Origin of the sequence: Sporocytophaga sp. (assembly GCF_017745095.1) — a bacterium.
Lineage (GTDB): Bacteria > Bacteroidota > Bacteroidia > Cytophagales > Cytophagaceae > Sporocytophaga.
The window spans coordinates 124669-148545 of record NZ_JAGHZZ010000010.1 but is presented as its reverse complement, the minus strand read 5'-3'; the positions used below and the strand labels follow the sequence as shown (position 1 = coordinate 148545).

At 37.7% G+C, this 23877-nt stretch carries 13 protein-coding genes; 9 read left to right on the top strand and 4 right to left on the bottom strand.

Annotated features, from left to right (window positions below; all coding sequences use genetic code 11):
* Window positions 1-29: 29 nt before the first annotated feature.
* A complete protein-coding gene (locus tag J7604_RS16590; RefSeq protein ID WP_293897774.1) occupies window positions 30-4112 on the top strand; it encodes a T9SS type A sorting domain-containing protein in 4083 nt (1360 codons plus the stop codon).
* Window positions 4113-4592: 480 nt separating this feature from the next.
* On the opposite strand, the gene J7604_RS16585 is transcribed toward J7604_RS16590, so the two are convergent.
* The 3 genes from J7604_RS16585 to J7604_RS16575 all read right to left on the bottom strand — a co-directional run bounded on the left by J7604_RS16585 (window position 4593) and on the right by J7604_RS16575 (window position 7588).
* The gene (locus J7604_RS16585) at window positions 4593-5549 is read right to left on the bottom strand and encodes a CorA family divalent cation transporter (RefSeq protein ID WP_293897771.1); all 957 of its coding nucleotides are present in this window, start codon (window positions 5547-5549) and stop codon (window positions 4593-4595) included.
* 78 nt (window positions 5550-5627) lie between these two features.
* Window positions 5628-5975, bottom strand: coding sequence for a hypothetical protein (locus J7604_RS16580; protein WP_293897768.1), 348 nt, complete (start codon window positions 5973-5975; stop codon window positions 5628-5630).
* A gap of 62 nt (window positions 5976-6037) precedes the next feature.
* Window positions 6038-7588, bottom strand: a complete 1551-nt coding sequence (locus J7604_RS16575) for a DUF4157 domain-containing protein (RefSeq protein ID WP_293897765.1) — start codon at window positions 7586-7588, stop codon at window positions 6038-6040.
* An 89-nt stretch (window positions 7589-7677) separates the two neighbouring features.
* Between J7604_RS16575 and J7604_RS16570 the strand changes: the two genes are divergently transcribed.
* Entirely contained in the window at window positions 7678-9033 is a 1356-nt protein-coding gene (locus tag J7604_RS16570) for an ATP-binding protein (RefSeq protein WP_293897762.1), read from the top strand.
* 339 nt (window positions 9034-9372) lie between these two features.
* Complete coding sequence (locus J7604_RS16565) at window positions 9373-9822, top strand: SRPBCC family protein (protein WP_293897759.1); 450 nt, start codon at window positions 9373-9375, stop codon at window positions 9820-9822.
* Window positions 9823-9906: 84 nt separating this feature from the next.
* Here J7604_RS16565 and rlmF read toward each other — a convergent pair whose 3' ends face one another.
* Entirely contained in the window at window positions 9907-10863 is a 957-nt protein-coding gene (gene rlmF, locus J7604_RS16560) for a 23S rRNA (adenine(1618)-N(6))-methyltransferase RlmF (RefSeq protein ID WP_293897756.1), read from the bottom strand.
* Between the two features lie 372 nt (window positions 10864-11235).
* Between rlmF and J7604_RS16555 the strand changes: the two genes are divergently transcribed.
* The 6 genes from J7604_RS16555 to J7604_RS16530 all read left to right on the top strand — a co-directional run bounded on the left by J7604_RS16555 (window position 11236) and on the right by J7604_RS16530 (window position 23875).
* Complete coding sequence (locus J7604_RS16555; protein ID WP_293897753.1) at window positions 11236-17892, top strand: papain-like cysteine protease family protein; 6657 nt, start codon at window positions 11236-11238, stop codon at window positions 17890-17892.
* A 752-nt stretch (window positions 17893-18644) separates the two neighbouring features.
* A complete protein-coding gene (locus J7604_RS16550) occupies window positions 18645-19565 on the top strand; it encodes a family 2A encapsulin nanocompartment shell protein (protein ID WP_293897750.1) in 921 nt (306 codons plus the stop codon).
* Entirely contained in the window at window positions 19549-21492 is a 1944-nt protein-coding gene (locus J7604_RS16545) for a family 2A encapsulin nanocompartment cargo protein cysteine desulfurase (protein ID WP_293897747.1), read from the top strand. Before J7604_RS16550 ends, J7604_RS16545 begins: the two co-directional genes overlap by 17 nt.
* 108 nt (window positions 21493-21600) lie before the next feature.
* Window positions 21601-22419, top strand: a complete 819-nt coding sequence (locus J7604_RS16540) for a serine O-acetyltransferase (protein ID WP_293897744.1) — start codon at window positions 21601-21603, stop codon at window positions 22417-22419.
* A gap of 96 nt (window positions 22420-22515) precedes the next feature.
* A complete protein-coding gene (locus J7604_RS16535) occupies window positions 22516-23043 on the top strand; it encodes a DUF2911 domain-containing protein (protein ID WP_293897741.1) in 528 nt (175 codons plus the stop codon).
* Between the two features lie 397 nt (window positions 23044-23440).
* Window positions 23441-23875: a VOC family protein gene (locus tag J7604_RS16530; RefSeq protein WP_293897738.1), complete on the top strand. Its 435-nt coding sequence runs from the start codon at window positions 23441-23443 to the stop codon at window positions 23873-23875.
* The last annotated feature ends 2 nt before the right edge of the window (window positions 23876-23877 follow it).

The window sequence follows — 23877 nt, the reverse complement described above, 5'->3', positions numbered from 1 at the left end:
CTATGTAAAATTTTAAGCAGTATTAACCGATGAAAACCATACGTATATTTTTTTTAATAGCAGTTTACTTCCTATTTAATATAGAAGTAAAAGCCCAGAATATTTCTGGTATAATAAATACATATACCGATGTAACAGCTGTAGCAAGTAAAACTGTAACCGTTGGAAGCAGTGCAGGCTTTACAGTTGGAGACCGAGTACTCATTATACAGATGCAGGGAGCTTCCATTACAACTCCTGCTTCTACTGCCTACGGGGATATCTCAGGATATGGGAATGCAGGTAATTATGAATTTTCCAACGTTGAATCTATTTCCGGAAATAATATTACACTTACTTCACTTTGTCGTTCTTATACTTCTGGTCAAGGCGTACAATTGGTACGCGTTCCGGTATACAATAACCCGACAATTGTCGGAACCCTCACCTGTCAGACATGGAATGGTCTTACTGGAGGGGTTCTCGCTTTTGAAACGCCTAATAACGTAACATTTAATTCGAATATTGATGTGACAGGTACTGGCTTCAGAGGGGGCAATGTAACAACTGGAACATATAATTGTAGCGCAGCTGTATTTGCTGGCACACCCGCTGCGGCAGGTGGAGTGAAAGGAGAAGGTATTTCCATAGCTGCAGCAGGCTCAACGGCTGGCCTTGGAAGAATAGCCAATGGCGGTGGCGGTGCCTCCCCTGCAAATTCCGGTGGAGCAGGCGGAAGTCATTTTTCAAATGGAGGAACAGGTGGCAATGTAGCTTATACATATTGTGGTATAGCTCAAAATGCTGTAGGTGGAGTTTCGTTAGTTAATAACCAGGACCTTTTGTTCATGGGCGGTGGCGGCGGAGGCGGCTATGCTGATAATACCAGCACTGTTACGGCCGGTACAAATGGCGGTGGTATAGTTATCATTACAGCTTCAGGCATTATTGGAAATGGCAATCGAATCATTTCTAATGGCGCTGACCAGACTATAGTTTCAAATGATGAAGGTGCCGGAGGTGGAGGTGCAGGAGGTAATATAGACCTACGGGTACCAACATTTACAGGAACCTTGTATATAGAAGCAAGAGGTGGAAATGGAGGAAGTACATTTAATAATTTATTTACTACCAGTGCTCACGGAACCGGTGGCGGAGGTAGCGGAGGAACAGTAGTTACTCCCCTTCCTGCATTGCCTTCAAATGTGGTAACGACAGGTCTTCTTGCAGGAGGTGCAGCAGGACTCGTTCTGAATCCTTCCAGTCCATTCTTCAACGCAACTTACGGAGCTACCGCCGGAGGAGCAGGTGGTGTAGTAAGCAGACCCAATCAGACTTATACTCCATGGATTGACATCAGTGTTTCTTCAGCATGTATTGGAAGTACAATAGTACTGAAAGCTTTAGGAGCTCCTTCTTCCTTAACTTATAACTGGTCTGGGCCAGGGCTTCAGACAACTACAGGAAGTTCTGTGGTTGCAATTGCTACAACAGCCGGTACATATACATATACCCTAACCTTTACATCACCGACGGGATGTCTGGTTACCCTTACTAAAAGTGTAACTGTCAGCGCCGTTACTTCTGCAGAGGTGATTATTGAAGTAGAAGATAATTCTATCTGCGCTGGACAACCAACAAATCTTTGTGCAATTGTAAATGAACAATTAATTCCAGGAGATATAGCGATCATAAGGTATCGTACAGACCCTATTGATGACTTTGCCTTTGTACCATTGGTAAACCTTTCTCCAGGTACAACAATATACTTTACGGACAATGGTTGGAATAATGCTACAAATAGCCTAACGACTTCAGAAATGACCTATACTTATACTGCTGCTACGACAATTCCGGCAGGACAAGTTATAACTATTTCAGGATTCAATCTTACTGACACAGGAGATCAGATCATTGCATACCAAGGTACTTCAAGTGCACCGCGTTTCATTTATGCTCTCACAAGCAATAGCTGGATCACTTCAGGAACAGTAACAGCGACCAACTCATATCTTCCTCCTGGACTAGTAAACGGTGTTTCTGCAAGAGATTTTGCCACTGAAGTTGATAATGGAAAATTTTCTACCCTTAGTGTAACCGGCACAAGAAATAGTATATTAAGCGCTATTGGAACCGCGACTTCATGGGTAAGAGATAACTCTCCTACATTACCATCAGGAAATGCATCAGGGACTAATTCAGCCTGGACATTCAATGTAACTGATGCTGTTGTTCCGACATATGTGTGGAGCAATGGTGAGACAACTCAATGTATTAGTGTAACTGCCATTGGAACATATAGTGTTACCTACTCCGATATACATGGTTGCCAAACTACAGTTTCTTATGAGCTTACTGCTCCTAATATGGGACCGTATTGGGCAACATTTTTTGGAGGAACTGAACAGGATCAGGTTTCTAAGGTTGTTGTAAAAAGTAATAACAACATTGTTGTCCTTGGAAATACAGACGGTGTTTCGAAATCGCTTCCTATTACAACTTCAACTGTAGTTAGAGATATTGGTACGTCTACTGGCACTGGAAGCGGTGAAATGTTTATGGCTGAGATCAGCGAAGATGGTCAGGAAGTACTTTGGATAGACTATATTCATGCTGAAGCTCCATACCATGTAATGGATATGACCATAGATAAAAGTGATGATAACATTTATCTGATCATACAGCATTTTAACAATGCATTTACAGGTTATACATACAGTTATATTGGTACAGGGCTGCAACAAAACAGTTTATTCCGGTTAAATTCAAATGGAACTGTGAACTGGAGTAAAAAGTACAATATGAGTGCTTCGGCTCATTTTATTGTTTCTGCCAATGATGGGCATGTTTATATCGGAGGCAGTGCTTTTGGCGTGACCGGCAGTAGCCCTAACAGAGCTGATTTGCCAATGGTAACAGGTGGAGGATTATTGTCCCAACAATCAATAATAAGTGGAGATATGTTTGTTATGAAAGTTGCGAAATCCAATGCGGCAGATATTTGGAGTGTTCTACTGGATTATTCAACCATCACGGGAACTACAAACCCTTGTTCAAATAGCAGTGAAACAGCTGTTAACATAGTCGTAGACGGATCCGGAGATATTTATATTGCAGGTAATGAGTCTTACAACTCTTGTTCAGGAGGAAGCTTTGTCGGCCTAGGTGTTGTATATGGAGTTACCCCTTCCGGAACAATCAAGTGGGCACATAGATATACTGGCTCCACTGCTAATGATGGGTATACTGGTCTTTGTGTAGATGGTAATACATTGGCTTTATCCGGAGTGCAGAATGGTAGTGGTTCTGGACCTAACGGGGTAATAAATGCAGACATATATCTTGAAAGAGTTAATTCTGCAACAGGAGCTACATTGGCAACAAAAGTTATAGCAGGCGCTGATTCCGATGTGCCGTACGTAATTATTTCTGACAATGCAGGTAATGTATATGTTTCTGGATATACTGCTAGTAATGACCTTGATGCTGTTTTCAGTTCTGCTAATCCATCCTATTTATTCTACCACGATACCCATACCAGTTATCGACCTTTTTCCCCTGATCCTACAAGAAGCCAGGATATGTTTATTGCACGTTTCAAGGGAAATAATTTCACACCTGATTGGTTGACATATTATGGTAGCGGCAGTACCAATAACGTTGACCAAAATAATGATGTAAGTTATAATCTTGAAATGGATAATACCGGAAACATTATTGTGGTAGGTGAAACAAAAAGTTTAGACTTTGAAACAATTTCTCCACTTCAGGGAACTTACGGTTCTGGTTTTACAGATGGGGCGATAATAAAGCTGGCATGCGGTTCTTCGTATTCTTGTCCTGGCTGCAGAGTTGATAGGTCAGGATCTGAAAACAATGTAGAATCTGCATCTAATTTCATTGTGTATCCAAATCCATTTAGTCAGGAAGCAAGTCTGGAAATTCGTGCCGGACAGTCTAAGACTTACAAGATTGATATCTTTAACAGTCAAGGAATATCTGTTAGCATTGGAGAATCCATTCAGCAAAATCAGATTTATAGATTAGGAAAGAATTTACCTCAAGGAATTTATTTTATTCGTTTAAGTTCTGAGCAGGAAACTAAAACTATTAAAGTGATCAAAACTGAATAGCCATAAACTTTTTCCAATAATGGTTTTACGCCTGGTACCAAAAGTACCGGGCGTTTTTTTTGCATTCCTTCGTCAAACTTCCCCATTTATAATTTCTAGTAATTAGGTAAATTCTTAGATTCTGTTATTGAACTAATTTATTTCTAGTGGTTACTTATTTGAGATAAAATCTAAACCGTATGATGTTCCTCTTCATTATGCAATTATCCTTAAACTTTCTGTATAATGATTAAGTATTCCAAAATCATAAAACTACATTATCGTCAAAACTAACTGACAAACATTTATAAATTTTTCAGATGTGGTTTCATAAGATTCAGAAAATAGTTGCTGCAGAAACCACGAAGAGAAGGAATTTAACTTTCGGAATTTTTTTTCAGTAACAATGAACTTGTCAATTCAAAGAAAATATTCAATCATAGAATGGTGCTTGAATCGATATGTATTTGCTTTACAAACGTAGACAATCATAGCAATCAATCACAACCATCTCTTTCTTTTAAAATAGATAATTGGAAAAACTACACTTAAAAACATGATAGATATTGCAGTTGGGTAACCAAATTTCCATTTTAATTCCGGCATCATTTCGAAATTCATACCGTACACACCAGCAATTAATGTTGGAAATGCTATACATACAGTGACCATTGTAAGTATTTTAAAAATATGATTTTGTTCCAACTCAATTTTATTACTGATGTTTTCTTTCAAATCATCCAGACGATCAAAGTTAAATTGGATATAATCTGATACCACAGCAAGATCATTAAGTTCAATGTCAATGGTTTCTTTCACATTCATTCTCTTTTCCCATTCGCCTTTTTTGTACATTGAAAAAATTCGCTTCGTTTCATTAATTGATTCCTTTACAAGTAAATTATTGAAATTATATTGAGTAATAATATCAAGGTCTTTATCTGTAAACTCTTTTTCAATCAACACTCTGCTTGCTAAAGTCTTGATTCTTTTTGCTAGGCTTTCGGTAACATCTGCATAGTAATCAGAGATATATTCAACCTGCATTTTAAACATGCCCTTTGGGTCAGACAAATGCTTTATACTAGCATTAAACTTAAACGAATATGTTTTATTAAAAAAGTCATCGAGACTGGAAGTAAGAAAAACGAATACCCTATTAGAAGATATTATAATAAACAATGGCTCTTCAACCATATGTTTTGTTTTATTAAAATAAGGAATGGAAAAGTGAAAAGAAGCCTGATTTTCATTTTCAAAATAATGAGAACTTACTTCAATGTCTTCAGTATGATTCATAATTGAAAAATCAAGTCCGAATTTCTCCTTTACCCAATCAATTTCCTCTTGCTTGAAATCAAGAAACTGAATAGATATAAAATCCATCATTTCATCTTTAATTTCATTTGTATTATTGATTTTGTGAAAATCTCTGGATTTTAAAATCAACTCAATCATCTTCTTTCTATTACAAATGCATAAACCACTTTTTTCTTATTATTTAGCAGCCACTTTAACTCTTCCAGAATTAATTGATTACTCAAGCTCTATTGACTTAATTTCAGTAAAACATGGAAGAGATAAAGTTAATGGCGCATTTTGAATGGAAGGTGGTTCCATATAGGTTTTATCAGAAATAATCCCACTTACCTTTACTCTTTTGCCTTCAAATTTCTGAATCTCATCTGTAGGTCTTTTGGATTCTGAATTGTAAGGTGGCAGTAAAACAATCGATAGTGTATCATTTACCTCGATCTTATAATGACCTGAATATTCTACTGTGCCGGGCTTTTGATTTAAACTAACAGGTTTGTAAGTTCCTACTACTGTTAAGTCTTTGCCTTGGTTTTCCTTTATTTCTTTAATTGATTGTACTTCGCTCATATTACTTTTCTTTTGGCAATTGAAAAGAAAAAATCCAACTGCTACTACTAAAATTATATTTTTCATGCTTTGTTTATTCTCATGGTCGTTGGACTTGTCCCGTGTTGATTGGTATCAGAATGCACATCGTGAAAAGTCTGACCTTTTTTGGATGTACCATACATGGCGAATTCCCATAGATCATTTTCAACAGAGGCATCTCCTACTGCATAATTCTCTAATACTACTTTATCCGAGGTATCAGTACTTTCTAATACTACACCTCCCCAATGGAAATTCCATGTATTATTTTCATAACCTGCTACAGGAGTTCCCCCGGATGATGTAGTATAACCTTCACCTATTGTTGGTTTCGCATATCTGTTTATAGCCAACTCTTTATCGATTGATTCTTTAGAAGTTGTCGGAAGGCCATTGTAATATTCCCAGAGCTTTTCTGCTTTCTCATCTTGAAGGGAAAAATATTTATCTGCAATAGTTTCACGCTCTTTATCTGTCTTTGCTTTACCATATGCATCAAGTTGCTTAGCCATATTACTATCAATAACCTTGGCAGCATCCAATACAGACTTAATTTGCATTTTAGTTGTCGAAGGAGTACTGACATTGTTATACTTTTTCGTTAACCAATTCTTCATTATCTCAGACTTCATTTCCGCGGGAGATCCGGCTGCAGTCCATTTTAATGCACCACCATCTTTATAAGCTGCCTTTCTGCTGGAACCACCAACCACTTCTGCATTACTCTTTCCACAATCAGCCCAAAGATTCATATTAGTCCCTTGAGTACTGTTTTTCTTATTTTTAGGTAATACTTGTTTTAGCGTTTCGCTTTTTGAGCCATTAGAAAATGTATCTGAAGTAGAAGTTTCTTGTAATTCTATGCCTGATCCAACAGCATTTAGTTTTGTATTGGCAGTAGCAGCCATACCAGCCTTTGCAAACAAGATATGATTCGGATAGCCGACTTCAACCGCCAAACTTAAATCGTCTGCAACTTTATATGGTTTGGTTTTATGTGTCTGGGTAAAAAATCCTTGAACTACATTTGCTACATTGTTATTTTCAGATGAAGCTTTAGCTGAGAAATTTTTTTCTCCTTTGATTGCTTTAGCCCCCATAATATCTGCCTCCTTTTCCAGAGTGGGATCATTATTTATTGAAATCCCACTTAATTGTGCAGTAGGGTTTACTTTCCCATTCCGTTGTTGAACAACATGTGTTAATTCATGTGCAAGTAATTGCTGTCCGGAGTTTCCGGAAGGATCAAACTTACCAGGAGCAAAATGTATATCATTTCCTTGCGTAAATGCATGAGCTCCCATTTGTGAGGCCTTGTTAGACTCTTTATGAATTTTCACATTAGAAAAATCCGAAGAAAAAGAGTTTTCCATTTTTGCCTGCAATTCATTTGGCATTGCAGAAAAAGAATTATCATTAGTGTTAGTTTCTTTTTTTTGTATCTCAGAGTCGGAGTTGTTCGAGATACCCAATAACTGATTGTTTACTGAATAATTTTGAGCATTTAGTTCATTAATGGATTTCCCTTGTGAAGACAAAGTTTCATTCTGCTTTGAAAATTGGGTTTTCTTATTTCTGGAATTGACAATCATAATTATTAGTAATTAAAAAATGGACAGCACTATGACAAATTTATTATAATTAAATTCACGTCAAAATTAATTCTATATATTTGAGTATTATGTTAACTAACCACTTGGAAATTAAAGACACCTGTCTTTTTCAAGATTTCGAAATCCTTCAAAATCTGATCAACTTCCGTATAAATAATCTTATCCAAAAAGATCAAAAAGAATTAATTCCTGAGAATATAAATTTTACAGTTCCGGACGATTCCCCTTATGGAAGAATTATTCAAACCCATACATTGACCGCCTTAGAGAGAATCACGCTTGCAACCTCACTGGCACCAACTTTATACCCTGGTTTACTTGACGATTTAGTAATTCAGTGTGAAAGTAAAAATCATATCCTATCTTATGTTGGAGGCATAACTGGCAATACTAAAAATTATCACGGGTTAATCCCTACAATTGAAACTGTACTTTTTATACTGGCAGGAGATGATGCCATACAAAGAATAGGTTTATTGAAGTATTTCCATACCAATTGTAAGTTGGTGCAGCATAATTTAATTGAGTTTTTTAATCCTTCACCTATAGATCCATTTACTTCTAAAGCTGTATTGCCGACTCAGGAGACAATACATTTTATAGCAACAGCAAAGTCATTTAAACCTGAATACACTACTTCTTTTCCTGCCAGTATACTTGAGTCAAGACAAGAATGGAGTGATCTGATATTAAATGAGAAAACTATAGAAGAGATTGAAGAAATCAATGCATGGATTAAGCATGGAAAGAAAGTTCTCTACAACTATGGATTATCCAAAAAAATAAAATTAGGATACCGAGCTTTATTTTACGGCCCACCAGGTACTGGTAAGACTTTAACCGCTGCCTTACTTGGCAAAGCGAACAATCTTGATGTTTATAGGATTGATTTATCCATGGTGGTATCTAAATACATTGGAGAAACTGAGAAAAATCTGGCAAATATTTTCAACAGGGCTGAAAGGCAAAATTGGATACTATTCTTTGATGAAGCAGACGCATTATTTGGCAAACGGACCCAAGCCAAAGATGCGCATGACAGATATGCCAATCAGGAAATTTCGTACTTATTACAAAGAATTGAAGATTATCCAGGATTGATCATACTTGCCACCAATCTTAAAAATAACATGGATGATGCATTCACCAGAAGGTTCCAATCATTCATACATTTCCAAATGCCGGATCACACAATGCGATTAGATTTATGGAAAAATTCTTTACCAATTGAAATGAAATTAGATGAGGATGTTAACCTTAAAACAATCGCAGAAAATTATGAACTGTCTGGAGGATCCATTACAAATGTTATTCGCTATGTTTCTTTAATGGCAGTGAATAGAGAAGACTTTATTTTAAGAAAAGAAGATTTTATCAAAGGCATAGCCAAAGAATACAATAAAGATGGAAAAACACTCCCCTAGTTTTCTTAAGCCAGAACCTGTTCTCTGGCAAACCCAACAGTCCTTGATTGTATCAAGGATTACCGAGAAAAGCGATTGCATCCCTACTTCCATGTATATTGTTCTGAATAAACACCTAAGTATCTCCGCCTGCGCTGCTATTTTATTTTATTGTTTTTACTGTCGTAAAAATCCTTGAATTTGTCGTATCAAGCCCTCATTAGGGTCTATTTTTAATATCATCTTTGCTAAAGAAAAGTTATTGTAATACAATCTTAAAGTGGAGCAGCAGCCACATAAAAAAACGGGCGAGCCCGAAAAGCCAAATGAGTAGGATCAACGCAAAAAGATTTTATTAAAATGTCAGGAAACAAAGTATCATTACACAGAGTCATTAAAGCTTCTCCGGAAAAGGTATACCGAGCATTTACCGAAGCACTTGCAATTGCTGCATGGTTGCCTCCTTATGGCTTTCTTTGCACAGTACATGACATGAACGTGAAGGTAGGCGGTACATTTAAAATGTCATTTCACAATTTTACTACCGGTAACGGACACTCTTTTGGAGGGGAATATGTGGAAGTTAAACCTAATGAGTTTCTTAAGTATACAGACAAATTTGATGACCCCAACATGCCAGGTATTATGACTACCTCCGCTTGGTTTCAAAAGACATCTGTTGGTACCGAACTGAAAGTGTTACAGGAAGGTATTCCCGATGTCATTCCTGTAGAAATGTGTTACCTGGGATGGCAGGAATCTCTGGAAAAACTAATTAAACTGGTTGAGCCTAACATACCGGATGCCTGATCATTTCAGGAATTCTGATTATATTTATTGAATAACAGCCACTGATTAGGTGGCTTTTTTCTTACCTTTTATTGATTTAAACTCTTATCTTCCAAACTTCCAATTTTTCTGCTGGTTTTTTGAGTGGAATGTCCAAGCTAAGATTCGACTGATTTTTTGTCCTTGTGACATATCAATGGTTTTGACCTCCGCGCTATTTACTTTGTTGAGGATTTTATAAAGGCTAGAAAGATTTTCTTTCTTGGAAACCAAGGTAGTAAACCAAAGACATTGCATAGGATAATTGACACTTTCGTTAATCATTTGTGCTATAAAACCCAATTCGCCGCCTTCACACCATAATTCGGCATTTTGCCCCCCAAAGTTTAAAACAGCTTTATCTGAATTTTTGGCATTCAGCTTTAAATTAGAGATTTTTCGAAGCGCATTTTTTCGAGCTTCTTCCGCTGAATTATGAAAAGGTGGATTACAAATTGTGAGTGCAAATTTATCCTCAGCTGTAATAATATTTTTGAAAATGAAACGAGATTTAATTTGTTGTTGCAAACTAATCGCATCCATTAATTGCGGGTTATTCTTGATGATTTTTTCGCAATTCATGAGAGCTTTTTCATCTATATCAGTTCCAACAAAAGACCAATCATAAACAGCATTTCCTAATATTGGGTAAATACAATTGGCTCCCGTGCCAATATCCAATACTTGAACATTTTTGCCTTGAGGAATAATTCCGTTGTTATTGGAAGCCAATAGATCAGCAAGGTAATGAATGTAATCTACTCTGCCAGGAATGGGAGGACAAAGATAATTTTCTGGTATATCCCAATATTTGATGCCGTAATAGGCGAATAACAAGGCTTTATTGAGTGCTTTTACAGCTTGGGGATTACTAAAATCAATGGTTTCAATAGCATGTTCATTGATCATTACAAAGTTTTGAAGCTCAGGATAAACAGCTATTAACTCTTCAAAATTATACCCCAATCGATGTTGATTTCTGGGATGTAAATTGTTTTTTTCAACAATCGGTCTAGATTTCATTTCTTGTATTCAGATTACAAAGATAGGTGTAAAAAATGAAATGGAGATAATACTGCCTCCGAGCCAGAAAGGAGTAACCATTTGAACAAGTGCAACCAAAGAATTCAGAAACACCCTTACTATTGCTCAAACTGTTGCTGATATACTCCTCAATAAGTTTCACACAAGACGAACACCTTATAAAAAATAAATTGATTAATAAATATTTTAAAATATTTATTAATATATATGAAATATTCTGATATTGTGATTCTTACAGTCAGTTATAGCAAATAGCTATTAAAGTTTTCAATACAGCTTGTGGCCTAATTTCCCAGATGAATATTTAGGGCTGCGACGATCATGCATGTGTATTCTCATAATATATAAATCATGGCAACTCTACAAAGAACATTCAAGTATGCTGGTGATTCATCAGCTACAGTTTTAAGCGAAGTTAATCTCAACTTCAAAATTCCCACTTTTGAATTCGATACATTTTTAAGAGATGGGAGGCCTTTTCCTCAAAGAAATGCTATTGGTAAGGAAGTAAAGATTATAAATAAAAAACTAAAGGATGAGAGTTATGAAATTTCCTTCCCTAACGAATTGTTCGTTGGCTCTAACTCAAATTCAGTGAAACTCTTCTATGAATACCTTGGTACGATTGGTTTCACAAACAATGATCTCCATCTTCTGGATGCTTTATCGGCAGAGATCGAAGTTGAAATTAAAGACAATAAAGGAAATCTATTTGGGCAAACTCAGATGCGTTCTCTTTATAGTCTATCCACCGCTTCAGAGAAATATAGGGAAATCATGGATCGAAAAGCGGCACTTAATTCAGGAGTTGTTGTCAATGAAGGTGCCGCAGAAAGATTAGAATTGGACTTGATCGACTATATACGAAAGAATGTCTTTGTTATAAATAAAGATTCTTTTTCAAAAGCAGCAATTCAGTTTAGATCAGCAGAACCTAGATTTAATGAATACGCTTTACTTTTTATCATTTCACACGTAACAGATGTATCATCAGGCAAACCAAAAATCAAAATTAACCTAGATGAACTTATCCCCTTTCTAAAAACGAATTTTGGGATAGGCAGAAATGAATCCATCAATACCCTTAAAGATATTATTACAGATGACCTATTTGATTTTCCTGTTACTGTTCCCGAAATAACCACTGCAGAAATCAAAGGAACATTCAAGATTAATACTTCTGACGGTTCACTTGTCTCAGCCAAGGATTTTAACTTTTTTAATTTATCCCTTGAGTATGTTATACAGGACACAGCTCTCAATGCTTATCCTCATTCAATCAGTTTTGATTGGACAAGCGCTCAACCGAACACGAACAATGAAATTCCATTCATATTCCAGCCACTTATAACTAATTTCATAAGCGGTCCACTAAGCATAAGAGTCAAAAGCTATGATGGGTCGATCCCTTGGGAAAATCAGTATGAAGCCACCAATCCTGAGTTAAAAAATTTACTCATTGAAGTTCCACTTACAAGACCTCAAGTCATAACTAATGACAATGGACCCAAGCCATCTGGGGGAAATAAAAAATTAACGGGTAAAGTGCTTGAGATGTCTGGCCTTTGCAAGTTAAATGATCTTACTATAGTAATACAAGCAAAAAAACAAGGTGATACCATATGGAGAATTGTAGGTTCGGCAACTACAGACAGTTCTGGAAATTTCTCACTGCCTTATCCATATGGAAATTACTTATCCGCTCAGGCATTGGTCTCATTGACACCAAATAGTCCGGCAGATATCAACGTTTATGCGGATGAAGAGCACGTTTCAATAAATGAAACTATCTCAGATGATTTTCTCTACTTGTTATTACAGGATGCCAATTGCGAGACAAATGAAGACGAAGAGGATGATTGTGGATGTCATGATGTAAAAAAATCAAATCGTCTTCCTGGTCAAGATGACCTGATAAAATCTGATTCTTACTCTCAGGATATAGGTGGTTCATGTGTCAATCTTTCTACACCCAATAGGACGATTAATGAGTATTCTCAATTGGCGATCGTCAGGACATCCGATCCTGATGTGGCCAACTACACCCTTGCCAGAGATGAAAAAGGCAACTTTAGGTTGGAAGGAGGCCTGACTAAAATTGTCCGTAAGCCGATTGATTTAAGCAACCCAATTTACTGGCAGGATGCACCTGATGCCCATGTGAACCTTTCTATTTATCAGGCAGTCACTGTAGCCACTGGCCATATCCTTCATTACAACATAGTGACTAAAGCAGATGGTTACTCCATGGGAGAATTATTGTACTCCTTACCGCTTGCTCCTGGGCAAAAAAAGGAGATCGTCATATTTGAACAAAGTCATACCTTGACTGGAAGCGAATCTCAAACTGTCTCTCAACGTGAATCATTGACTTCTTCTCTTGTCAATGACAGAAGTATAACAGACACCATTGCGGGGAACTTAAGTGAATCAACGAAAGGCAGTAGTTCTGCCACAACCTCAGGAGTAAGTGCTGGGTTTGGTCTTGCAGGTATTATTCAGGGAATAGGTGGTGCATTTGGTGTATCTGGAGGAGTTGCCAATTCTCACTCTACCGCTTCTCAAAACAGTTCCCGATCCGTATCAGAATATTTTAATGAACAATTCAAAAATGCAATAAATCAGAATGCACAAAGTTACCGTGAGTTGAATGCCTCCGTGATATCGACAGTGAAGGAAGGACAAAATTATGGAGTAACTACAGAAGTGATTGCCAACCACAATCATTGTCATTCTCTTACTATGATGTATTTTGAGGTACTGAGACACTACGCGATTTATCAAGAACTTACATTTGTAGAAGAATGTCTTTTTATTCCTTTATTAATGACAAATTTCACGAGGGAAAATGTCTTCAAATGGCGTGATGTGTTGGCAAGCCATTTATTACCTATGCCTTCTGAAACTTATCTTCAACCATTCACTCTTGTAGGAATTGGTCGCCAGCATCCTTTGCTGAGAGCTTTTGATGCTATTGACAGGATAAAAACCAATTATGAAAATGTGGACTTTCCCGATGGTGCCTATGATGAGGAGGTCATTACATTTATTACCGGCGAGATCTATATACAAACGAATCTGCCTCGTCCAAAATCAAAATATGACAGGATAAAATCATGGCCGATTGAGAAAAAATCTATTTGGTCTTGGTCAGCTGCATTAATCGGTGGTATCCTTGGAGGACCTCTTGGTGCAATTGTTGGAGGTTATTTAAATCCGGATGGAAGCTTAAAACCTGATGCATATAGTGTGATCGATGATTACATTTCTGTGGATGCAAATTTTGCAAGCGTTCCCCCTGCCCAATGTATTCGAATAAAAAAGATTGATCAGAACTTCTTCGAAGAAGGAGGCTTTGATAAATCACAATGGGATGCCTATGCAAAATTACTTAACAAAGGCACCTTTGATATGCTAGCATATTATTTTAAAGATCGATTGATCTCTGAATGGGATAGCATCTTCTACAATGACATAGCACCTCTTATTTTTGAAACAATATCCAGAAGCCTGAGTCTCGGTAGTTTTTCAGCGGTAGATTTTTCAACAGAGACCAAATACAAAGGGGGAAATACTCAAATGCGAATAAATCTTAGAGGCAGCGGATCCAATAAGAAGAGGAATGAGATTTCCCAATTACAAATTGGTTTCTTTAATGCAGCAAGTCTTACCAATGACCTTGTTACACTCATTGTTAAAAATGTGACAGTTCGTTACTCTACCCCGCATTATAATGGCATTCTATATAGTGGCTTTGTAGGCGATGATTTAGTTGACGGAAGTACATTATATACTCCGGAAAACGCCAACGAAAAACGCAACCCTAAAAAAGAAGATCAGTACATGGCTCAAAAGCTTATTGTACATCTTAATAGCAATCTTGAATACTACAATAAAGTATTGTGGCGAGCGCTTGATCCTGATAGGAGATATATGTTGTTGGATGGTTTCAGTATCGAAACATATAACGATTTCGGACTTCCTGTAGGATATAGAAGTTTAGCTTCCGTAGTAAAAAATGAACTGATTGGTATCTCTGGAAACTCATTGATTATGCCGGTAGCGCCTGGATACAAAATAGACAGGACATTTGTGGTAGAGCAACCCATTGAAGGCCCTGCAGTAGAAATAGATCTGCTTGAACATTATAAGCCCCTTACTCCTATCCCTCCTTACCGCATAAGTATTCCAAGCAAAGGAGTCTTTGCAGAAGCAGTACAAGGAGCTTGTGATGCCTGTGAAAAAGTAAAGGAAAACTCCTCGCAAGATTGGAATGTATTCAAAACGGATGAACCAACTCCTATCAATCCTGTTACTGTCCCTGTACCTACTGTTACAGACTGGAAGGCGGCATTTAAGGACTTTGCCACACCTATCGTCAATATCCAGAATGCACCGGCAACTCCAACACCAGGTGCAGGTCTGGCGGGCATTTCTGATCTACTCGGCAAAAGCGATGTATTTAAAGACATTACTGGTCTGGATCAAAACCAGAAGAATGCAATGCAGACTTACCTATCCAACCAGCAGAATGCAAAAGACTTTGCACAAATGGCTAAAGAAATTTATACCATTGGCCATAATACAGAGCATTCAGACAAGATCGCTGACTCAATCAGGAACTCACCTGAGCTGACAAAAGAGGAGAAAGCGAAACTATTAAAAGACCATTTCGGACAAATGGTAGACGGAGGTCAGACCAAAAAGGCAGAACAGGAAAATACACAGAACACAAAACCATCTCTCACAGATGCTGCAGTAAAAGCAGCAGACCAGGGCAAGCCAGTAAAAGCGACGAGTATCGATAGTGAAGGAAAATCTGAGTCAGTAGAGATTGGGGCTGGTAATACACAAAATTACAGAGTAGCGGGGCCAAAAGTTCCTCTCATCCTTCAAGGTGATAAGGCAAATGCATGTTGGGCTGCTGCCGCCACGATGATGAAAAGCTGGAAAGATGGTAAAACGTATTCAATACAGGATGTCTTATCAATGGTTTCAGACGAATATTTAACTAAATACAACAATAATCAACCATTGCTGGCAAGTGAAAAGACAGCATTTATTGAACCTCTTGGAATGATAGGCGAGCCGCCGGCAAACTATACATTCAATACCTATTTGGACTGGATGAAAACCTATGGTCCACTCTGGATTACGGTTGACAGTGATGCCACTTCGAATCTTTCACCTCATGCCAAAATCCTTATAGGATATGATGGAGATGGTACAGAAGAAAACAGCCAGCTAGTCTTTTTAGACCCAGCCGTAAATGGAGAGCAGAAAGAATCCTTCTCTGATTTTCTGAGTCAGTACCAGGCAATGGTGACAGATAATCCTTCCAGCAATTTATTTATTCAGATTGTTCATTTTAAAGATGCCATTCTTGGAGAAGGCAAAAATTCAGGTACAGATGCAGCCCAAACTTTTGCTACTCTAAAAAGTCTTGCAAAGACTGCCTGTGAGAAACAGATTATCGACGCAGTCAGTGGATTAGCATGGATTAATCAAAACTATTCTGCAGATCGCGGTAAACCAATTGATCATGCTGGTTTTGTGGTGGGTATGGCCCTTATGTATGGGCGTTTTTATGCCTTGATAAAAAAGAATGAACGTTTCGCTACTGCCATGAGTAAGGCTCCTGTAGCCAATGATGATACTGATGCATTAAATCATTACGATCTAGAATTTACAACTGGTCGCAATGGCAAGCCCGGCCTGGGAATTACTGATCATGCCGCCGGAATCCCAACATTAAGAAAGGTATTTACTCTTCTCTTCGGTCTCGGGATGCAGGAAAGTGAAGGGCAGTATAGCGCAGGTTTAAATCTGGATACAGGGGAAACAGCTGAAACAAAGCAGAGCGAGGCATCGGAAGCCGGCTTTTTTCAAATGTCAAGAAGTATTGGCGTGGGAAATACAACTCCTCGTTTTAAGGATATACATGATTTGTATGAGATATACACTGAACTACAGTCAAGAGGAAATATGCTTGATATTTTTAAAATTGGGAATAACAAAATCTCAAATCCAAGACCACACCGAGCGTCCAATGAAAGTAGTAATGCGGCTGGTGTAAAATTCCAGCAGCTCATTTATATAAATCCAGCCTTTTCGGTTGTATTGGCAGCATTGGGGATTAGAATGAACAGAGAACATTGGGGCCCCCTTAAGCAAAAAAGAACAGTTACAATAACTAAAGACTGCTATGACCTGTTTCAATCCATTGAAGCTATCATGGACGCTAACAGTTGTTCTGCTGAAATTGGATTTGTAAGAACCTCATGGTCTAAAGTTTCAACTGGAATCCCCGAACTTTCAGCAACAGATTTTGCCATTGGAAAAGATTTTCTTTGGATAGTCGGCTCTACTCTTCTTGACAATAATGTGAAATTATACTCTGTTGATAGAAAGGCGACTATAGTTTCAGCAGCTCCTATTTTTGATGGGGCCAAAAAAGTTTTAGTTGATAGAACGCTTGCCCCTTGGCTAATTGATTCCAATAATATGATTTTTCATGTAGAGAATAATTCGTTTAAGAAGTTTCCAGGACTTTCCACAACAGCAACAGATGTGAGCATAGATGACAATGGGAATATCTGGATCTTAAAAGATCAGAATGGCGATGCCAATGGGTTTGAGGTAGTGAGATTCAATGTATCTAATTCATCTACGGATCAAATAACTGGGCGAGCAATAAAAATCTTCATGGCTTCAAATAATATCCCTTGGGTCATCAATAAGCCTGGCGACTTGTTTTCCTTTGACGGAACTTCATGGAGTCAGGAAACTACACCTGAAAAGGTAAGCAGTCTTGCCATTGGGCAGAATGATGAAACATGGATAATCGGCGCCACTCCTGCGAATGCAGACAATTTTGCTATTTATAAACTCCATTCTACAGGTGATTGGATAAGCTACGATGGTGCAGGTATTGATATTGCATTAGATAATGTAACAGGTCTGCCTTACGTTGTCCGAAAAGCTGGAGAGATTTTAAAAATGCTTTAATAGATATAGAAGAGTTTCTACCAGTGGCCTGTTTGTGACCATAGCCGTCAACTTAGTGATGAGACAAGTAAAAAAATAGTTTTCCCTGCTATATAAAAGAGAAGTAATAATGGAAAAAGAGAGCAACAGTTTGAGCAACAGCAACAAAATATTCCAGAAATAGTCTTGCTGTTGCTCAAACTGTTGCTAATTTACTTTAATTAAGAATTATGTAATTCTAAACTTGCTTAAGTTGACGGCTATCGTCTGTGACTGGCCACAATTTAAAAGTAGTTCAGTCACAAGATATACAGTTCCGCATAACAGGAACTTGTCATATATAAAACTATGCACAAATAATAATATTCCTTGTTCACTTTACGATAGAAAATAAAGTTATAAAGTATTCAAGAAAATGGCGATTTCTTCGCTACTTCAAAACGTAATAAAGAACAACCCAACCACTTTTATTAAATTATAACTTTTCTAAGACACCAAAATTATTTCATTTATATATGGATGCAAAACGAAAACTCTACTCTACTACTATTAATCTAAATAATAGACCAACATTATAGACTTCTTTATACTGGTATGATACCCAGATATTTTTTGCATATTTCTGATAAAGCCATACTTTTGAATATCATCCGGCCAAATGATAAATTGTTTTAGCCAAACAAGTCTTAAATGATCTAAACAATCATTGTTCAGTTATCAAATGACTTGTTGTGGTCTCTTTCGTTTTTGTTTGATTTAAAAAATATACTTTCATGTCTGAGGAAAAAATTCCACAAACCGCTTTAGGTGATGTGGCAGCTAGGCAGTTGGCTATCGCCACGCGTACTGTCCCACAATTATCAACCATTACCCCTCGCTGGTTAACACACTTGCTAAACTGGATACCGGTAGAATCAGGTATTTACAGAGTAAACAAGGTAAGAGATGCAAACAGCGTACAGGTAGATTGCTCTGCAAGAGACGAACGAGAACTTCCTTCAACTTTTGTTGACTATATTGAAGATCCAAGAGAATATCTATTGAGTGCTGTAAATACCGTACTTGATGTACACACTCGTGTTTCTGACCTTTACAGCAGACCTTATAATCAGATCAGTGAGCAGCTTAGACTTGCCATTGAAACAATAAAAGAAAGACAGGAAAGTGAGCTAATCAACAATAAAGAGTATGGCTTACTCAGCAGCATTGCTCCTTGCCAGAGAATAACTCCACGTAAAGGTGCTCCAACTCCTGACGATCTGGATGAACTTATTACTAAAGTATGGAAAGAACCAGGCTTCTTCTTGCTTCACCCATTAGCTATTGCTGCCTTTGGTCGTGAGTGTACAAGAAGAGGTGTTCCCCCGCCAACTGTTTCTCTTTTCGGCTCCCAGTTTATAACCTGGAGAGGTATTCCACTTATACCTTCCAACAAGGTTCCAATTGAGAATGGCAAAACCAAAATCCTTCTGATCAGAACCGGAGAAAGTCGCCAAGGTGTAGTAGGTCTTTATCAGCCTAACCTTCCTGGAGAACAAACACCTGGTCTTTCAGTAAGATTTATGGGAATAAATGATAAAGCAATTGCATCTTATCTGGTTTCTCTTTATTGCTCATTAGCTGTATTGGTAGATGATGCTATTGCAGTACTTGATGATGTAGAAATCGGAAACTATTATGAGTACAACTACTAATCCAAATCTATTTCCTGACGAACGCAGTTTGGAGAAACTAGCTAATGAATTCTTCGCTGCTCTGCCTGGAGGGATTCCTAATGATTTTCTCCAATCACTACAAGCAAAGGATCCTTTGGTTCCTAAGGAAAATCATTTTGACCTGACTAATCCTCAGACTAGTCTTCCGGATCCACATTTTCCGGAAAAAACAGGGATACCTAAGTCTGTGGCGGGAAGCGGAATATCTCCGACAGCAGTTGATAAAACTGCTCCGATAGATCTTCAGCAATCGTTCAATAATTCACCTGATCCTTATTTGACCGGCAATGGATTAAGTCCTAAGTCTGTCGCAGGAAGCGGAATATCTCCATCACTATCAAAACAAAATCCGGAAACCCTGATAAACAGCAATCCTTTTCAGGGTAATAGTAACGCTTTTAATCCATCACATCCTTTTCAAAGCGCAAAACTACTTGATCCAAAGAGTGCTCTAAACTTACTGCCTTATGAGCAGGAACAACCATTTGAAACGGAGTTAAAAGAAGCTTTGAAGAGTGTTAACTTATCACTTCCGAAGCAACAGCTCCCAAGCGACTTTTCTGGAATCAACAATAGCTCTTATTACTTTATTTCAGTCAATGAGCCGTTAAGTTTTACTAAAGGTTCAGAAAACGTTATATCGCCAAACAAAGGAATTTCAAGTCTTGCAAGTCCACCTTTTGACGTAAATATTGTAAGACAGGATTTTCCTATTCTAAAAGAAAAGGTCAATGGAAAACCTTTGATATGGCTTGACAACGCTGCCACAACCCAAAAGCCCCAATCGGTAATAGACAGAATTGCATATTTCTATCAACACGAGAATTCTAACATTCACAGAGCCGCTCATGAACTTGCAGCTCGTGCCACGGATGCTTATGAAGCTGCTCGTCAAAAAGTACAATCCTTTCTTAATGCCTCTTCTCCGGATGAAATTATCTTTGTAAGAGGAGCTACAGAAGCTATTAACCTTGTGGCCAAAAGTTGGGGTGAGCAAAATCTAAGTGCTGGTGATGAAATCATTGTCAGTCACCTGGAGCATCATGCTAACATAGTTCCCTGGCAGCAGCTTGCAGAACGAAAAGGATTGAAACTTAAAGTAATTCCAGTAGATGAAGAGGGACAGGTAATCTTGAGTGAATATGCCAAATTACTTGGCCCCAAGACAAAGCTGGTTTCCTTTACTCAGGTTTCCAATGCTCTTGGTACTGTTACCCCTGCCAAGCAGATTATCGAAATGGCACATCTTGCAGGAGCTAAAGTATTAGTTGACGGAGCCCAGTCTGTTTCTCACATGAAAGTTGATATGCAGTCTCTAAACTGTGATTGGTTTGTCTTCTCCGGCCATAAAGTATTTGGCCCTACAGGGATAGGAGTTGTTTATGGTAAACAGGCCTTACTCAATGAAACACAACCTTGGCAAGGTGGAGGAAATATGATCATGGATGTTACATTTGAGCATACCACTTATCATAATGCACCGGCAAGATTTGAAGCTGGTACTGGAAACATTGCAGATGCAGTAGGCTTGGGAGCTGCTATTGACTATGTAAACAGGATTGGCATGGATCTTATTTATCAATACGAACATTATTTGTTAGTCTATGCTACCAGATTACTTAAGGAAGTTCCTGGACTGCGACTTATAGGAACCGCTCCAGACAAAGCAAGCGTTCTTTCTTTCGTTCTGGAAGGATATCGAACCGAAGAAGTTGGTAAGGCTTTAAATCAGGAAGGAATAGCTGTAAGATCAGGTCACCATTGCGCCCAGCCTATCCTCAGAAGATTTGGTGTGGAAGCAACAGTAAGGCCTTCTCTTGCATTTTATAATACCTGCGGAGAAATTGATACGCTAGTTGCTACATTACACAGATTACGTAGCGCTAAGCCCATCTCGTTTAGATAAAGACGGAATAATTTAGAAAAACTGTACACTTTTCTATGGAAAAGCTGTGCAGTTTTTTTTTCATACACCTTCAAGGTTATTCATATTTTTTAACAGAAATTAGAAAGGATGAAAAATACCAAAGTACATTCATTTCTTGAACTACTGAACCAAACCCATAAAGCAGAATGGGAAGCCTCCCCTTCTATTCAGGGAGCTTCAGCCTGGCTTTCGGATTTAATAGAATTTCTATTCCCTAACACTCGGCTCAACAGGTATTCCACCTATGAAGGTATACTTAAAAAGAATCAAATTGACCTGGAGAACATGCTACTTAGCTATCTCGACCCTAAGGATTACGATATTGAATTTGCAGTTAATGCATTTTATGATGACCTGGATACGATTTATAATAATCTGCGATGTGATGCTCTCAAAATATTTGAAAGCGATCCGGCTGCTACCAGTGTAAACGAAGTTGTAGTGACTTATCCAGGCTTTTATGCCATTGCTGTTTATAGAATTGCGAATAAACTTTCACTTTTAGGCATTCCTATTCTACCAAGAGTCCTGACAGAACTAGCTCATGGAAAGACAGGCATAGACATTCACCCGAATGCAGTTATTGGAGTACCATTCTTTATAGATCATGGAACAGGTATTGTAATAGGCTCTACTGCTGTCATCGGGAATAATGTAAGCATTTATCAGGGTGTCACTCTGGGAGCGCTTCAAGTTAGCAAACAGTTGTCAAATGTTAAACGACATCCTACGGTTGAAGACAATGTGATTATCTATGCCCGAACAACCATTCTCGGAGGTAATACTGTGATCGGTCGTGACAGTATTATCGGAGGAAGTGTATTTTTAACAAGGAGCGTAAAAGCATATTCCAATGTATTTAATACCCATCAGCTACGAATAGATTCAAAAGAGCAGGTAGTTTAATGAGCAAGGTTTAAAAAACTCTTTAAACATTTTCCTGAATTATTTAGTTTTCAATAGCTTAATTTACAATCATATCTATCTAAACAACTTGTAAAAATGAAAATGAATCTCTTACTTAAAGTTTTTTCCTTTTTTCTTTTCGGAACATTATTTTCAATCAACGCATTCGCGCAAAAGCCAACCGAAAATCGTGCAAGCCCTCTTGACAGCGTAAGCGGGAAAGTTGGAAAAGCGAACATTTCCATTAAGTATAGCAGTCCATCCGTAAAAGGCAGAAAAATCTGGGGAAGCCTTGTTCCATATGATCAGGTATGGAGAGCCGGAGCAAATGAAGCTACCGTTTTCAAAACAGATCAACCAATCACCATTGAGGGTAAAACGCTTCCTGCAGGAAGTTACTCTTTCTTTGTGATACCCTCAGAAAAAGGTGACTGGACGGCAATCTTCAATAAAAACTTTAATCAATGGGGAGCTTATAAATATGATGAAAAGCAGGATGCACTCAGAACTCATGTAAAGGTTCGTAAAACAACATCACCCAACGAAAGACTGGCTTATAAAATAACCCCAACAGGCTTTTCATTGCTTTGGGAAAATACTGAAATACCAGTTGCAATAAAATAATAAGTCAAGTTTAAAAATTGATTATTACTACCAAAGGCTGCTTCATCTGAAGCAGCCTTACTTTTATTTTTTGTTATTTAAGCCTCCTCAAAAAGACTTTTCTTGAAAGAAGTACTTGAATGTTGAAAAAAGAGCAAGGTTAATATATTACTTTTCAACATTTTATCAATGCATTAGATTCCTTATAAGGCCTTTTCTCCTGTCGCAAACAACCCTTTTATTGGCAAATTCACACCCTGATTTATTGAGTAAATCAATATAGTTTTGTATGAAGATTCTTATCAGCAATTCAATTAATAAAATTAATGGAGTGAATGATATAAGTTTTCTTTAAATGATTTAAGTTGCAAGTTCAACTCAAACTCATCTTTCAACAGTAAAAATAAAACCATAAAATATGGCTGCAATTCATTCGTATCTGACCTTTAATGGCACATGTGAGAAGGCATTTAATTTTTACAAATCTGTTTTTGGAGGAGATTTTCCTTCTGTAATGCGATTCAAGGATGTACCTTCGGAACATCCATTACCAGAGGGAGCTAAAGAACAGATTATGCACATGACTTTACCCATTGGAAAAAATAGCATTCTTATGGGAAGTGATAGTCCTGAAGTATTCGGAGGAGATCCTGTAGTGCAAGGCAATAACTTTTCTGTTGCTGTAATCGCAGAAAGCGAAGAAGAAGCAAGAAGATTGTTTGATGGCTTATCTGCGGGAGGAAAAATTATCATGCCCCTTGAAAAGGCCTTTTGGGGAGCTTATTTCGGAATGCTTACAGATAAGTTTGGAATACATTGGATGGTCAACTATGACTACGAAAATAAGAACTAACC